This is a genomic window from Solirubrobacter ginsenosidimutans, from assembly GCF_027587205.1.
This window is the reverse complement of the sequence record NZ_JAPDOD010000002.1, coordinates 195,259-209,124: the sequence shown is the minus strand read 5'-3', so window position 1 is coordinate 209,124 and position 13,866 is coordinate 195,259. Positions and strand designations below refer to the sequence as shown.

Below are 13,866 nucleotides of genomic sequence, written 5' to 3'. Positions count from 1 at the left end.
CAGGCTCGCTCACATGCGGGCCGGCACCGTGATGCCGAGGAGTCCGAGACCGGACTTGAGGGTCTTGGCGGTGAGCGCGCAGAGTGCGAGGCGGGAGCGGCGCGTCTCCTCGTCGGGCGCTTTGAGCACCGGGCACGCGTCGTAGAACGTCGTGTAAGCGCCGGCGAGCTCGTACAGGTAGGTGCAGAGCCGGTGCGGTTCCAGCGACTCCTCGACCTCGTCCAGCACGTCGGCGAACGCGGACAGCTTGACCACGAGCGAGCGCTCCTGCGGCTCGGCGAGCACGGTCACCGCATCGGAGGTCTCGCCTGCGCGCGTCCCGATCGACTCCGCCCGCACGCACGCGTAGAGCAGGTACGGGGCGGTGTTGCCGTCCAGTGCGAGCATCCGGTCGAAGCTGAAGAGCAGGTCGCGCTGGCGCGAGGTGGAGAGATCGGCGTACTTGACCGCGCCGATGCCGACGGCGTTCGCGATCGCCGCGCGCTCCTCTTCGGGCAACTCGGGGCTCTTGGCGTCGACCACGGCGCGGGCGCGCACGACCGCGTCGTCGAGCAGGTCCGAGAGCCGGATCGTGCCGCCGGAGCGGGTCTTGAACGGCTTGCCGTCCTCGCCCAGCATCGTGCCGAACCAGATGTGCTCGATCCGCTGCTCACCCACCCACCCGGCGCGCCGGGCGGCGGCGAAGACCATCTGGAAATGCTGCGACTGGCGCGCGTCGGTGATGTAGATCAGCCGGTCGGCGTGCAGGTCGTCGATCCGGTAGCGCAGCGACGCCAGGTCGGTGGCGCCGTAGCCGAAGCCGCCGTCGGTCTTGCGCACGATCAGCACCGCGGGTGAGCCGTCCGGGTTCTTGAACTGCTCCGAGAAGACCGCGACCGCGCCTTCGCTCTCGACCGCGACACCCGCTTCGAGCAGCAGCGCGACCGTGCCGGCCAGGCGGTCGTTGTAGAAGCTCTCGCCGGTGACGTCCTCGTCGGTGAGCGTCACGTCCAGCTGCGCGTAGAGGTGGTTGATGTGGGCGAGCGAGACGTCGACGAGGTCCTGCCAGAGCGCGATCGTCGCCGGGTCGCCGGCCTGCAGCGCGACGACGCGCCGGCGGGCGGAGTCCGCGAACGCGGCGTCCTCGTCGAAGCGCTGCTTGGCGTCCCGGTAGAGCGTGCCGAGCGCCTCGAAATCCGTCACGTGCTGGGTGTTGGTGTCGAGCATGTGCTGCGTCAACATCCCGAACTGCGTGCCCCAGTCGCCGAGGTGGTTCATGCGGATGAGCGTGTGGCCGGCGAACTCGAGCGTGCGAACGATGGCGTCGCCGATCACCGTGGAGCGCAGGTGCCCGACGTGCATCTCCTTGGCCACGTTCGGCGCCGAGTAGTCGACCGTGATCGTCTGCGGGGTGGTGGCGAGCGGGACGCCGAGGCGCGCGTCGGCCAGTGCCCGCGTCGCCCACGCCGCCAGCGCCGCGGGCGAGAACGCGAGGTTCACGAAACCGGGCCCGGACACCTCCGCCGACGCCAGCAGTCCGCCCGCATCGCCGAGCTTCTCGGTGACCCGCGCCGCCACGTCGCGCGGCGTCTCCCCGAGCTGCTTGCCGAGCTTCATCGCGAAGTTGGCCTGCAGGTCGAAGCCGGGCTGGCGCGCCACGGTCAGCAGCGGGTCGACCTCGGTCCGGCCGGTCACCCGCTCGATCGCGGCGGCGAGCGTGGACGAGAGCGCGTGGTTGGGGGCCGGGTTCACCCCTATGACGCTAGAGCAATGCCGCCCCGGCGGCGACGCCGGCCGGGGCGAGCTCCCCGATCCGGGCGAGTGTGTCGGCGTCGAGGACGATCTCGGCCGCGGCGAGGTTCTCGTCGAGATGGCTCGGCGTGCGGGTGCCGGGGATCGGGACGAGGTCGTCGCCCTGGTGCAACAGCCAGGCGAGCGCGAGCTGCGCGGGGGTGATCTCGCGCTCTTGCGCGAGCTCGCGCAGCGGCGCGAAGCGGTCGCGGTTGGCTGCGAGGTTCTGCGGCGCGAACCGCGGGTGGTTGGCGCGGAAGTCCTCGCCCGCCGTGCCGATGTGGTCCGCCGAGCCGGCCAGGAAGCCCGCGCCCAGCGGCGACCACGGCACGAACCCGATGCCCAGCTCCTTGAGCACCGGCAGCAGCTCGCGCTCGGGCTCGCGGGTCCACAGCGAGTACTCGCCCTGGACGGCGGCGAGCGGGTGAACCTGGTGGGCGGCGATGACCTGCTCGGCGGTGACGTTCGAGAGCCCGAGATGGCGGACCTTGCCCTCGCGCACCAGCTCGGCCATCGCGCCGATCGTCTCCTGAACCGGCACGTCCGGGTCCGGGAAGTGCAGGTACCAGAGGTCGATGACGTCGACGCCGAGCCGCCGGAGGCTCGCCTCGGCCGCCTCGCGGGCGCGCTCGGGGCGCCCGTCGACGCGGATCTCCTGCGCGTGGGCGTGGTGCACGACACGCCCGCCCTCGAAGACGATGCCCCACTTGGTGGCGAGCTGGACCTCGTCGCGGCGGCCGGCGATCGCCTTGCCGACGAGCTGTTCGTTCGCGCCGGCGGCGTAGGCGTCGGCGGTGTCGATCAGCGTGGCGCCCGCGTCGATGGCGTGATGGAGCGTGGCCGGTGAGCGCGTGTCGTCGACGTGGCCGTACATGCCGTCGACGAGCACCATCGCGCCGAAGCCGATCGCCGAGGTGGTCAGTCCGTTCAGGTTCCGGGTCTGCATGTGGGTGATCGTCCCCGTGCGGGGTTGGCCGCTCCACAGGTCTTGCCGTCCGCCTGCTATCGGTTTCGCCGATGGCCGAGATCCGGCAGCTGCGGTACTTCGTCGCGGTCGCGGAGCGCGGGAGCGTGTCCCAGGCCGCGCTCGATCTGCACCTCTCGCAGTCCGCCTTGAGCGAGGCGCTGCGCAAGCTCGAGGTCGAACTTGGCGTGGAACTGCTCGCGCGATCCAGCCGCGGGGTCGCCGTGACGCCGGCCGGCGACGTGCTGGTGGGTGAGGCGCGGGAGGCCATCGCCCGCTTCGACGCCGCCCTCGCCGCGGTGCGCGAGGCCGCCGACGGCCAGACCGGCCGGCTGCGCGTCGGCTTCGAGGCCGCCGGCGCCGGCACGCTGTCGACGCGCTCCCGCGCACGTTTCCTCGCCCGCTTCCCGCACGTGCGCGTCGAGCCGCGGCGCTACGACTGGGGCGGCGAGGTCGCGGGGCTGCGAGACGGTGAGTGCGACGTGGCGTTCGTCTGGCTTCCTGCCGACCTGACGGGCCTTGACTCCGAGCTCGTCGCGAGTGAGGCGCGCTTCGCGGGCGTGGCGGTTTCGCATCCGCTGGCCGCGCGTGCGTCGCTCTCCGTCAACGACCTGACCGACGAGCCGATCATGTGGACGCGCCGAGCGCCGCGCTACTGGGTCGATTGGTGGGCGGTGAACCCGCGCCCGGACGGTCGCGAGCCGCGCTGGGGGCCGGAGAACGAGAACGTCGAAGAGATGCTCGAGCAGGTCGCCGACGGCTCCGCGTACTGCATCGTGCCCGCCTCGATGACGACGTTCTACGCGCGGCCTGACGTCGTGTGGGTGCCGATTCGGGATATCGACCCGTTGCGGATCGCGGTGGCGTGGCGGGCTCGTGATGCGTCGCCCCTGGTCGCGGCGTTCGTGGCGGTCGTTCGTGAGCTGGCGGTGGGTTGAAAGTCAACTGCGCCGGGTGGGGGAGCGGCGACCCGGTCGCGTGGTCGACCGTGCGCGCTTGAGGGACAGATCGCGGGTTTCGATCAGGTTCGCACTGGTCGATATGGCGCGTTGGTGGGGGTGCGTCCGGAATGTTGCCTGTGGGGAAACATTCCGGACGCACCCCCTTCGCGCATGACTTCGTTGCTCGCCGAAACCGATCACCGCAAGGCCCGGCGCGGACCGGGGTGTCAGCACCACGCCCGTAACTGCCGGTGTCCCAGCACGGCACTTCGACCCCAACAGAGCCGCGCACCATCCGGGTCCACGCCAGCCCGGAACGGGCGGCACTGCCACTCCCCCCTCCCCACCCGGCGCAGTTGACTTTCGACCCTTACGCCACGTTCCACAAATGCACGACCGCATACGCGCGATACGGCCGCCACGGCTCCGAATACCCGTCGTGCCCAAGTCGCGAAAGAGCGTGCCGCACGACGAGATCCGTCCCCAGCCACGCGTCCCGGTCGCGCAACCCGCGCATGCGCACGTACGCCTGCGTCCACGGTCCCACCCCCGGCAGCGACACCAGCTCGTCGAGCGGCACACCAGCCAGAGAGCGCAGCGTCTCCCGGCGCTTCACGGGCATCGCGAACGCCTCGTCCGGCGCGCCCGCGATCGCCTCGGGCGTCGGGAAGAGGTGGGTGATCGAGCCGCGGGGCCGCGCCAGCGGTTCGCCCGCGGCTGCGACGAGCCGGCCCGCGTGGGTGCGCCCGGCACGCACCGAGATCTGCTGCGTGAGGATCGCGCGGATGGCCATCTCGTAGCCGTCGCCGCCCGGCACGCGCAGGCCCGGCGTGAAACCGAGGACCGGGTCGCGCCCCAGCACGTCGGCGATCTCCGCCGCGGGGGCGTCGAGGTCGAGCATCGCGGAGACGTGCGCCACGGCCTCGTCCTCATCGCGCGGGTCGTCGAGGTCCAGTGTCACCCGCATGCCCTCTCCCGCGGGGGTCAGCATGACCACGCCGGCGCCGTGCTGCAAACGCAGCGCCCGCCGGTACGGCATCACGTCCTCCACCCCCGGCACCGCGCGGTGCTCGAGGAACGCCAGCACCTGCTCGGCGAGGAACGGCGACCGGCCCGTGAGGATCACACAGGCTCCGCGGCGGCGGTCTTGTCGGCCTTCTCCGCCTCGCGCTGCGCCCGACCGGCGGCGATGACCTCTTTGAAGGAGCGGAACTTGAAGATCCAGATCACGGAGGCGAGGCCGATCGCGAATGTGAGCGCCGCGATCGCGATCTGCTGCCCGACGGAGTAGGCGGCGACGGTCGCTCCGGAGCCGAAGACCTTCACCAGCAGCGCCTGCTGCACACCCGCCCCGCCCGGCGTGAACGGTACGAGCGCGGCGACCGCGTTCACGCCCAGCACGAGCAGCACGTTCGACACCGACCCACCCACGTTGAACGCCTCGAGCAGGCACCAGAACGCGGCGAACCGGCACAGCCAGCCCGCGAACTGGACGAGCCAGACCTCGCGGAAGTAGCGCTTGCGGTCGAACAGGATCGTCAGGCCCTGGCGCACGCGCGACCAGAACGCCCGCACCTTCGCCGAGAGCAGCGCGAACCCCGCCAGGACCGCGATCCCGAGCACGGTCAGCAGGAAGAGCGTGAAGCGCGGGTGCGAGGCGAAGAGCGCGAGATCGAACGCCGGCAGCTTTGAGAAGTCCGGCGGCTTCGGGAACACGCCTTGGCTGAACGCGTACGCGAGCACGGGCACCGCGATCGTCAGATCGAAGATGAACTCGATCGAGAACGCCGCGGCGACCGCCGGATAGGAGGAGTCGGGCACGGAGGACTTGGTCAGGAAGAGCCGGACCACGTCGCCGCCGCGGGCGGGGATCACGGCGTTGAAGCCGTAGCCGGCGAAGTACGCGCCCCAGATGCGCCGGAACTCGATCTTGGAGTCCGGATACGCCGCGCGGAGGATGTGAAACGACGCGCGCGCCCGCAGCGTCAGGTACACGGTGAAGAAGACCAGCGCGAGCAGCAGCGCGAGCCAGGACACCCGCGCGAGGTTGGAGAAGAAGTCGCCGACCGCGTTGAAGAACGAGGAGAAGGAGTCTCCGAGGGATGCGATCGGCACCCTTCTTACCTTGGCACGCGCAGCGGGAGGATGAACGCGACCGTGACCGCCGCGAGGGTGCCCGCGCCGAGGAAGCCGAGCCGCGGATCGATGTGGTAGAGCGGCAGCCACATCAACGGCGCGGCGGCGTTGCCGGCGAACCGAAACGCCGAGATGACCGACGTCCCACCCGCCCGGTTGCCGGGCACGGCCTCCACGGCGAGGGTGTTGATCCCGGCCCAGAGGAGCGTCGAGCCGAGCCCGGTGGCGAACCACAGCACGGCCAGCGTCAACGCCGACGGCGCCAGCCCGAGCGACACGACCAGCAACGAGCACCAGGCGATGCCGACGCTCGCCACCGGCACCCGCCCGTAGCGGTCGACCCAGTTCCCGGCGGCCCGCCCGACCAGGATGCCCGCGATGCCGAAGCCCGCGAGCAGGACGCCGCGCAACACCGACCCGAGCCCGAACTCGTCCGCCGCCAGCACCGCCACGAGGAAGCCGACGCCGGTGACGCCGGCGTAGCCCGCGAACGACGCCGCGCTCAGCAACCCGACTCGCCGGGTGAAGACGGTCCGCAGACTCGGCTGCTCCTTCCGCACCGGCCCGTCGTCGGGCGGCATCAGCGCCAGCCCGGCGGCCACCACCGCCTGCGAGACGAACGCCAGCCGCCAGTCGATCGCGCCCAGCGCACCGCCGCCCAGCGGCGCCAGGGCGATCGCCGATGTCTGCACGGCGGCGAACGTCCCCACCGCCCGCCCGATCTGGCGCGGCGGCACTTCGTCCGCCAGCCCGGCCAGCAACAGCGGCGTCACGAACGCGTTCGCGCAGCCCTGCAACGCCCGCACGACCAGGAACGCGCCCAGGGTGGGAACGAACGCCGCCAGCATCGACAACAACGCGTAGGCGATGTAGCCGGTGCGCACGACGCGCCGGCGGCCCAGCCGCTCGCCCAGCGTCCCCGACACGAGTTGCAGCGCCGCGAACGGGACGAGGTACGCCGGGATCGAGGCCGCCACGCCCGCGGTGGTGGCGTCGAACGCGTCGCGCAGCTGCGGGACGAGCACGGCGACCACGCCGCCGCCGAACGGGCCGAGGAACCCGCCGATGTAAAGGGGAAGCGTCCCGCGAGCGCGCATCGCCCCTTAACCTGGCACGCCATGTTCCGGCGCAAGGTCACGGGTCCCGACGGCCGCAGGTGGACGCTCGGGCGGCACTGGCTGCCGCGCCGCAAGAAGTTCAAGAAGGCCGACCTGACCGACTTCGGCCCCGACCTCCCCGGCTTCGACGGCCTCGACGATCTCGGGATCGTGGGCACGATCATCGCCGCGGTCTTCATCGTGATCCTCGCGGTCTTCCTGGCGCTCCTGCTCTTCAACGTGATCGCGATCGCGATCGAGCTGCTGATCGTGATCGTCATCGCGCTCATCGGCGTCATCGGCCGGGTCGTGTTCCGGCGGCCGTGGATCGTCTTCGCCCGCACGAAGGACGTCGCGTACGAGTGGCCGGTCGTCGGCTACCTCAACGGGCGCCGCCGGATCCAGGAGATCTCAAGCCAGCTCGCGCTGGGGACCCAGCTCGATCCCGCGCCGCGGGACCGGTGAGGACTGGATGATCGACGTCGTCGTCTGCCCGTAGGGCGTGAAGCGGTCGATCACCTCCTCCAGGTGCTCGACCGAGCGGACGTGGATCTTCATGTAGAAGCAGTCCTCGCCGGTGACGCGATGACACTCGACGACCTCGGGCGTCGCGCGGGCGACGTCGGCGACCTTCGGGATCTGGCGCGGCGCCGGGCGCATCCGCACCACCGCGGCGAGCGTGTAGCCGAGCGCGGCGGGTGACACGTCGGTCCGGTAGCCGACGATCGCGCCCTCGCGCTCCAGCCGCGCGAGCCGCTCGGCGACCGCCGGAGCCGACAATCCGACGCGCCGCCCGAGCTCCGCCTGGCTGATCCGGGCGTCCTCAACGAGCTCCGCGAGCAATCGAAGGTTCGTCGCGTCGATGAGCCCATTCTCTGAAGGCATACCGCCGAGAATAGCTTCGATCAGCCATTCCGCAACGGCGTTTCACCGACGAACCTGTAAATCATGAAAGCGCGTCTCCCGTTCCTCGTCAGCGCCGTCTTCCACTACCTCGGCCCCGCGTTCGCCGTCCTGCTGTTCGTCCGCGTCGAGGTGCTCGGCGTCGCCTGGCTGCGGATCGCCACCGCCGCGCTGGTCTTCGCCCTCTGGCGCCGCCCGTGGCACGTGCTGCGCAACCGCACCGTGCTCACCTGGGGCCTCGTGCTGGCGCTGATGAACTGCTGCTTCTACACCGCGATCGACCGGCTGCCGCTGGCGACGGTCGCCGCGATCGAGTTCCTGCCGGTGATCGTCCTGGCCGCGATCGGCGCCCGCACCCACCGCAACTTCGCCGCGATCGCGCTCGCCATTCCCGGGGTCTACCTGCTCACCGGGGTGCAGCTGGAGGCGGAGCCGCTCGGCGTCGTGCTCGCCCTCGCCAACGCCGGCCTGTTCGCGGCCTACATCGTGCTCGCCCACCGCGTGGCGAGCGACCCCGCGATCAAGGGCATCGACGGCCTCGCGGGCGCGATGCTCGTCGCGCTGGTCGTCGTCACGCCGATGGCGGGCCGGGCGGCGATCCCGGCCTTCAGCGACCCGCTCGCGCTCCTCGCAGGCGTCGGCGTGGGGATCTCGAGCTCCGTGATCCCCTATGTCGCCGACCAGGTCGCGATGGCGCGGCTGAGCCGCGCCGCCTACGCGCTGATGGTCTCGCTGCTGCCCGCGACCGCGACCATCGTCGGCCTGATCGTGCTCACGCAGGTGCCGACCACCACGGACGTGCTCGGCATCGCGCTCGTCATCGTCGGGGTGGCGCTCCATCGCGAGCCCACGCCGCCGCCAGCCGCACGACCGTCGCCGACGCCGCGGCCATCTCCTGCAGCGACGCCCACTCCCGCCGTGAGTGGTAGTCATGGCCGCCCGTGAAGAGGTTCGGCGTCGGCAGGCCCATCGCGCTCAGGCGTGAGCCGTCGGTGCCGCCGCGGATCGGCGTGCGGACCGGCTCGATCCCCTCCGCGCGCAGCGCCGCCTCCGCGCGTTCGGTCGCCTCCGGGAAGCGCTCGATGAAGCGATGCATGTTCGGGTACTGCGGCGTCACGACGACCTCGAGCTTGGCGCCGGGCGCGCCCGCCACGACCTCCTCGGCGGTCCGGCGCAGCAGCGCGGTGTGCGCGGCGAGCCGGTCGTCGTCGAAGTCGCGCACGATCGCGCGGACCACCGCGCGCCCGCCGCTGGCGTCGATCTCGTAGACGTGGATGAAGCCGTCGCGGCCGTCCGTGCGCTCCGGCGTGAGGTCGTCCGGCAGCGCGGCGACGATCTTGCTCGCGAGCCGCGCGGCGTTGACCAGCACGTCCTTGGCCCAGCCGGGGTGGGCGTCGACGCCGGTGATCGTCAGCGAGACCTCCTCGGCGGCGAACGTCTCGTCCTGCAGCTCGCCGAGGTCGGACCCGTCGAGCGTGTACGCGCACACCGCGCCGAAGGCCTCGACGTCGAACAGCGTCGCGCCCTCGCCGATCTCCTCGTCGGGCGTGAAGCAGATGCGCAGCGTCGGGCGCGGGAGCTCCGGGTGCGCGGCCAGGTGGGCGACCGCGGCCATGATCTCCGACACGCCCGCCTTGTCGTCGGCGCCGAGCAGCGTGTCACCGGACGAGGACACGATGTCGTGGCCGACCGCGGCGGCGAGCGCGGGGATCTCCGCCGGGTCGAGCACCGTCCCGCCGCGCGGGAGCTCGATGCGCGAGCCGTCGTAGGCGCGGTGCACGATCGGCTCGACGCCCGCTCCTGGCGCGTCGGGACTCGTGTCGACGTGCGCGATCAGCCCGACGACCGGTCCGTCGCCCGCCAGCGTGGCGGTGACGTAGCCGTGCTCGTCCAGGCGGGCGTCGGCGAGCCCGATCGCGAGCAGCTCCTCGACGAGCACACGCGCGAGGTCGAGCTGCCCCGGCGTGCTCGGGCTCTGCTTGCGATCACGCTCGGACTGCGTGTCGATGCGGACGTAGCGCTGGAAGCGCTCCAACAGGTCGGGGGCCAGGGTCTCGGCAAGAGGCGACGTGAAGCTCACCCTTCGGACCGTATCGTCGGCGTCATGATCGACGCCATCCGCCACGGTCTGGCCGCCCTCGCTGACCCAGCGAAGGCGCCGGCCATGCAGGCGTACATGAAGTCCGAGATGCCGTTCTACGGCGTGCAGAAGCCCGCGCGGGTGAAGCTCGCGCGGGCGGTGTTCGACGAGTACCTGCTCGACAGCTTCGACGCCTGGCAGCGCACGATCCAGACGCTGTGGCGGGAAGCCTCGCGCCGCGAGGAGCGCTACATGGCGCTGGCGTTGCTGCAGGACCGCCGCTACGCCGCCTACCGCACGCCGGCGGCGTTGGGGCTCTACGAGGAGCTGATCGTCACCGGCGCCTGGTGGGACTACGTGGACGAGGTGGCGTGCGGGCCGCTCGGGGCGCTGTTGCCCGAGGTCGGGCCGGCGCTGGTCGAGTGGTCGACCGACGCCGTGATGTGGAAGCGCCGCGCCTCGATCATCGCCCAGGTCCGCCGCAAGCGCGAGACCGATTTCGCGCTGCTCGCCGACTGCATCGAGCCCAACCGCGGCGATCGTGAGTTCTTCATCCGCAAGGCGATCGGCTGGGCGCTGCGCGCCTACGCGTGGGTCGAGCCGGAGGTCGTGCGCACGTACTGCGAGGCTCATGAGCTCAGTCCCTTGAGCCAGCGGGAGGCGCTCAAGAACCTGGCACCCTAGGTCTATGGGAAGCGCCGTCATCACGCTGCGCCGGATGGGTGCGTATCTGCGCGCCCACGGGGTCGACGACTGGGCGGCGTACATCGAGGCGCTGCCGCCGGAGGGCGAGGAGGCGCGGGCGTTCGCCCGCTCGCAGGCGGAGCTCGGGTATCCCGATCCGTTCAAGCCGCGGACGGACCGCGGGCGGTTCATGCGCAAGAACCTGCCCGGCTTCGCGCCCAATCCGCGCGCGCTGTCGGTGCTGGTGACGCTTGAAGGCCTGCGCGAGCGGGACGAGCCGCGCAGCCCGGAGGACTTCGAGAGCCGGCTCGTCGCGGCGTCGTGGGAGCACTGGGAGCCGATCGAGGGCGGCGTCCGTGTCGCGTGGACCAGCGGCCTGCTGCCGCTCGAGCGGGTCGACGTCGCCGAGACCGCCACCCATGTGACGATCACGCTGTGGGAGCGCCACCCGCCGCGCTTTCGCGAGGACGGCTCGCCTTCGCTGCCCCACGCCGTGCGGATGGCGCGCTCGACCGAGGTCGCCCTCGCGGCGCCGGTGGGTGAACGGCGGGTGATGAACGGGGCCACAGGTGTCGAAATCCGGCGCTCGGATTTCCCTTCGCAGTCGAAGGACACCGGCGCCGCGCCGGAGTAGCTTCGCTCCTGGTCTAACTGGGGGTAAAAGAGAGATGCAGGGACGCAAGGTGCTGCTCGCTGCGGCGGTGGCCGCAGCGGTGTTCTCCAGCGCGGGGAAGGCGAACGCCCAAACGCCCGGGATCGTCGTCGAGAACGGCGAGACCCAGGAAGCGTTCAATTACGCGGGCGCGGTCCGTGATCGCGTGTGGGTCGACTCCGACTTCGACTCCGATGCGGACGGCCTGGCCGACAAGATCGCCGTCGACATCATCCGGCCGGCGGAGACGAACAACGGCCTGAAGGCGCCCGTGATCATGGACGCCAGCCCGTACTATTCGACGCTCGGGCGCGGCAACGAGTCCCAGCTGAAAGTCGACGACGCCAGCGGTCTGCTGCAGAAGTGGCCGCTGTTCCTCGATAACTACTTCGTCCCACGCGGGTACGCGATCGCGCTCGTGGACATGACCGGCACCAACCACTCGACGGGGTGCCCGACGGTCCAGGACGCGACCGACAACAACGCCGCGGTCGACGTCATCGACTGGTTCAAGGGCCGCCGGACCGCGCACGACAAGGACGGCAACCTCGTCCCCGCTCCGGCGTGGTTCAACGGCAAGACCGGCATGATCGGCAAGTCTTACGACGGCGCTCTGGCCGCCGCCGCGGCCGTCACCGGCGTGGACGGGCTGACGACGATCGTCGGCGAGTCCGGCCCGTACGACTACTACGACTACACGCGCTCCAACGGCGTCATCCAGCGCGGCGGGCACTACGTGTCGTCCCTGGCGAACACCGTGACCGACGCCAACCGGCAGGCGTACTGCAAGCCGACCCGGGACAAGATCGACGCCAACGACGCCGACGCCACCGGCGACTTCACGACGCCGTTCTGGAACGTCCGCAACTACGTCAAGGACGCGCCCAAGGTCCGAGCATCGGTGTTCCTGACGCACGGCATGGGTGACGAGAACGTGCGCTTCGACCACTTCAGCCGCTTCTGGTACGCGCTGCAGGACCTGGGCGTGCCGTCCAAGGCGTGGCTGATGCAGACCGGGCACGTCGACCCGTTCGACAACAGCCGCGCGAAGTGGGTGGACACGCTGCACCACTGGTTCGACTACTGGCTCGAGGGCGTGCAGAACGGCATCATGAGCCAGCCGCAGGTGAGCGTCGAGACGTCCCCGGGCGTGTTGACGGATGCCGCTTCGTGGCCGGTGCCGGGCACCAAGCAGACGCAGCTCTTCCTCAAGCCCGGTGCCGAGCTCGGGCTCGCTCCCGCCACCGGCGCCGAGCAGACCACGACGTTCCAGGACTCCGCCTCGCAGCGCGAGACCGCGATGCTCGCCAACCCGACGACGGTGACCGCCAACCGGCGCGTGTTCCTCACGCCGCCGCTGTCGGCGCCGGTCCGGCTCTCCGGCACGCCGACCGTGCAGCTCGACGCGTCGGCCGACAAGACCTCGACGCACCTCGGCGCGATCCTGGTCGACTTCGGCCCAGCCTTCCCGCGCGTGAACCGGGCGACCGGTGACGGCGTGCAGACGCTCACCACGACCTCGTGCTACGGCCAGGCCAGCGCGGTCGACAACGGCTGCTACAAGGACGTCGGCGAGCGCATCGACACCACCACGACGGCGTGGCGGGTCACGAAGGGCGTGCTCGACGCCGGGCACCGCACGTCGCGGAATGTCACCACCCCGATCGTTGCCGGCACGCGGTACCCGTTCAGCTTCCCGCTGCTGCCGAACGACTACACGTTCCCGGCCGGGCACCAGATCGGCGTCGTCATCGTGGGCTCCTACCGCGACTACGGCACGACCGCTTCGACCACGGCGGCGAACATCACGTTCTCGCTGAAGAACAGCCGGATCTCGCTGCCGATCGTGGGTGGCGACGTGGCTGCGCGCGCCGCCGGCATCTCGGGCGGCGAGCCGACCACGACGACCGTGGCCGACACCGGCTCCGCGTTCACCGCGACGGTCGCCGGCTCCGCCCCGGCGGCCTCGCCGCTTCCGGCCGACCTGATGGCGGAAGCGTTGAACAAGGCCGACTTCGCCGGCTTCACGAAGCTCGACACGGCCGGCGGCGCGGTCCAGTTCCTCGACGGCGGGCAGCCGCTCGGCGCGCCGGTGCCGCTGGTCGGCGGCGTCGCGACGCTGCCGGTTCCGGCCTTGAGCGGCGGGTCGCACCAGATCAGCGCGACCTACGTGGGTGCGGGTGCGTACGCGGCGTCGACCAGCGCCGAGATCACGCGGCTCGTCCCGGTGAACTCGACGGTCGGCGGCAGCGTGCCGGCCACGCTCTCGCTGGTCTTGGGCGCTCCGGCGACGTTCGGCGCGTTCACGCCCGGTCTGGCGAAGGACTACACGGCGACGACTCCGGCGACGGTCTTGTCGACCGCGGGCGACGCGGCGCTGACGGTGTCCGATCCCGGCCACCTGATGAACGGGACGTTCTCGCTCCCGTCGCCGCTGGCGGTCTCGTTCTCCAAGGCCGCGTGGACGGCGCCGGTGTCGAATGACCCGGTGACGATCACGTTCAAGCAGCACGTCGACGCCACGGATGCGCTCCGCACGGGGGCGTACACGAAGACGCTGACGTTCACGCTGTCCACCACGACCCCGTAAATCCCAGGGTCGGGTCCTGATTGCGGACATGGGCGCGACGCGAGAGCAT

General features: G+C 71.2%; 12 protein-coding genes and 1 pseudogene. 6 read left to right on the top strand and 7 right to left on the bottom strand.

Annotation, left to right across the window (positions count from 1 at the left end):
* Positions 1 to 9 precede the first annotated feature (9 nt).
* Positions 10 to 1,731 (bottom strand): arginine--tRNA ligase, encoded by a 1,722-nt coding sequence (gene argS / locus OM076_RS03420; RefSeq protein WP_270037984.1) that lies wholly within the window; start codon positions 1,729 to 1,731, stop codon positions 10 to 12.
* 10 nt (positions 1,732 to 1,741) lie between these two features.
* Positions 1,742 to 2,716, bottom strand: coding sequence for an aldo/keto reductase (locus OM076_RS03415; RefSeq protein WP_270037983.1), 975 nt, complete (start codon positions 2,714 to 2,716; stop codon positions 1,742 to 1,744).
* 71 nt (positions 2,717 to 2,787) lie between these two features.
* On the opposite strand from OM076_RS03415, the gene OM076_RS03410 reads away from it, so the two are divergent.
* A complete protein-coding gene (locus tag OM076_RS03410) occupies positions 2,788 to 3,672 on the top strand; it encodes a LysR family transcriptional regulator (RefSeq protein ID WP_270037982.1) in 885 nt (294 codons plus the stop codon).
* Positions 3,673 to 4,045: 373 nt separating this feature from the next.
* Here OM076_RS03410 and OM076_RS03405 read toward each other — a convergent pair whose 3' ends face one another.
* The 3 genes from OM076_RS03405 to OM076_RS03395 are packed head-to-tail and all read right to left on the bottom strand — an operon-like array spanning position 4,046 to position 6,908.
* Positions 4,046 to 4,801, bottom strand: a complete 756-nt coding sequence (locus OM076_RS03405; RefSeq protein ID WP_270037981.1) for a DNA-3-methyladenine glycosylase family protein — start codon at positions 4,799 to 4,801, stop codon at positions 4,046 to 4,048.
* Positions 4,798 to 5,790, bottom strand: coding sequence for a lysylphosphatidylglycerol synthase transmembrane domain-containing protein (locus OM076_RS03400; RefSeq protein ID WP_270037980.1), 993 nt, complete (start codon positions 5,788 to 5,790; stop codon positions 4,798 to 4,800). The genes OM076_RS03405 and OM076_RS03400 overlap by 4 nt, the downstream gene beginning before the upstream one ends.
* A 5-nt stretch (positions 5,791 to 5,795) precedes the next feature.
* Positions 5,796 to 6,908, bottom strand: coding sequence for an MFS transporter (locus OM076_RS03395; protein WP_270037979.1), 1,113 nt, complete (start codon positions 6,906 to 6,908; stop codon positions 5,796 to 5,798).
* 21 nt (positions 6,909 to 6,929) lie between these two features.
* Between OM076_RS03395 and OM076_RS03390 the strand changes: the two genes are divergently transcribed.
* Entirely contained in the window at positions 6,930 to 7,373 is a 444-nt protein-coding gene (locus OM076_RS03390; protein WP_270037978.1) for a hypothetical protein, read from the top strand.
* Here the strand turns inward: OM076_RS03390 and OM076_RS03385 are convergent.
* Positions 7,320 to 7,793 (bottom strand): Lrp/AsnC family transcriptional regulator, encoded by a 474-nt coding sequence (locus tag OM076_RS03385; protein ID WP_270037977.1) that lies wholly within the window; start codon positions 7,791 to 7,793, stop codon positions 7,320 to 7,322. The two genes, OM076_RS03390 and OM076_RS03385, sit on opposite strands and share 54 nt — an antisense overlap.
* Before the next feature lie 63 nt (positions 7,794 to 7,856).
* Here OM076_RS03385 and OM076_RS03380 point away from each other — a divergent pair, with 63 nt between their 5' ends.
* On the top strand, positions 7,857 to 8,756 hold the full coding sequence (locus OM076_RS03380) for an EamA family transporter (protein ID WP_372517992.1): 900 nt from the start codon (positions 7,857 to 7,859) through the stop codon (positions 8,754 to 8,756).
* On the opposite strand, the pseudogene pepT reads toward OM076_RS03380, so the two are convergent.
* Positions 8,716 to 9,891: pseudogene (gene pepT, locus OM076_RS03375) on the bottom strand (peptidase T); the annotation flags it as partial. The gene OM076_RS03380 and the pseudogene pepT overlap by 41 nt on opposite strands.
* Before the next feature lie 24 nt (positions 9,892 to 9,915).
* On the opposite strand from pepT, the gene OM076_RS03370 reads away from it, so the two are divergent.
* Genes OM076_RS03370 through OM076_RS03360 form a run of 3 tightly spaced genes read left to right on the top strand, consistent with a single transcriptional unit; the run spans position 9,916 to position 13,817 of the window.
* Positions 9,916 to 10,575, top strand: a complete 660-nt coding sequence (locus tag OM076_RS03370) for a DNA alkylation repair protein (RefSeq protein ID WP_270037975.1) — start codon at positions 9,916 to 9,918, stop codon at positions 10,573 to 10,575.
* 4 nt (positions 10,576 to 10,579) lie between these two features.
* A complete protein-coding gene (locus tag OM076_RS03365) occupies positions 10,580 to 11,209 on the top strand; it encodes a hypothetical protein (RefSeq protein ID WP_270037974.1) in 630 nt (209 codons plus the stop codon).
* 34 nt (positions 11,210 to 11,243) lie between these two features.
* Positions 11,244 to 13,817: a CocE/NonD family hydrolase gene (locus OM076_RS03360; protein WP_270037973.1), complete on the top strand. Its 2,574-nt coding sequence runs from the start codon at positions 11,244 to 11,246 to the stop codon at positions 13,815 to 13,817.
* Positions 13,818 to 13,866: the final 49 nt, after the last annotated feature.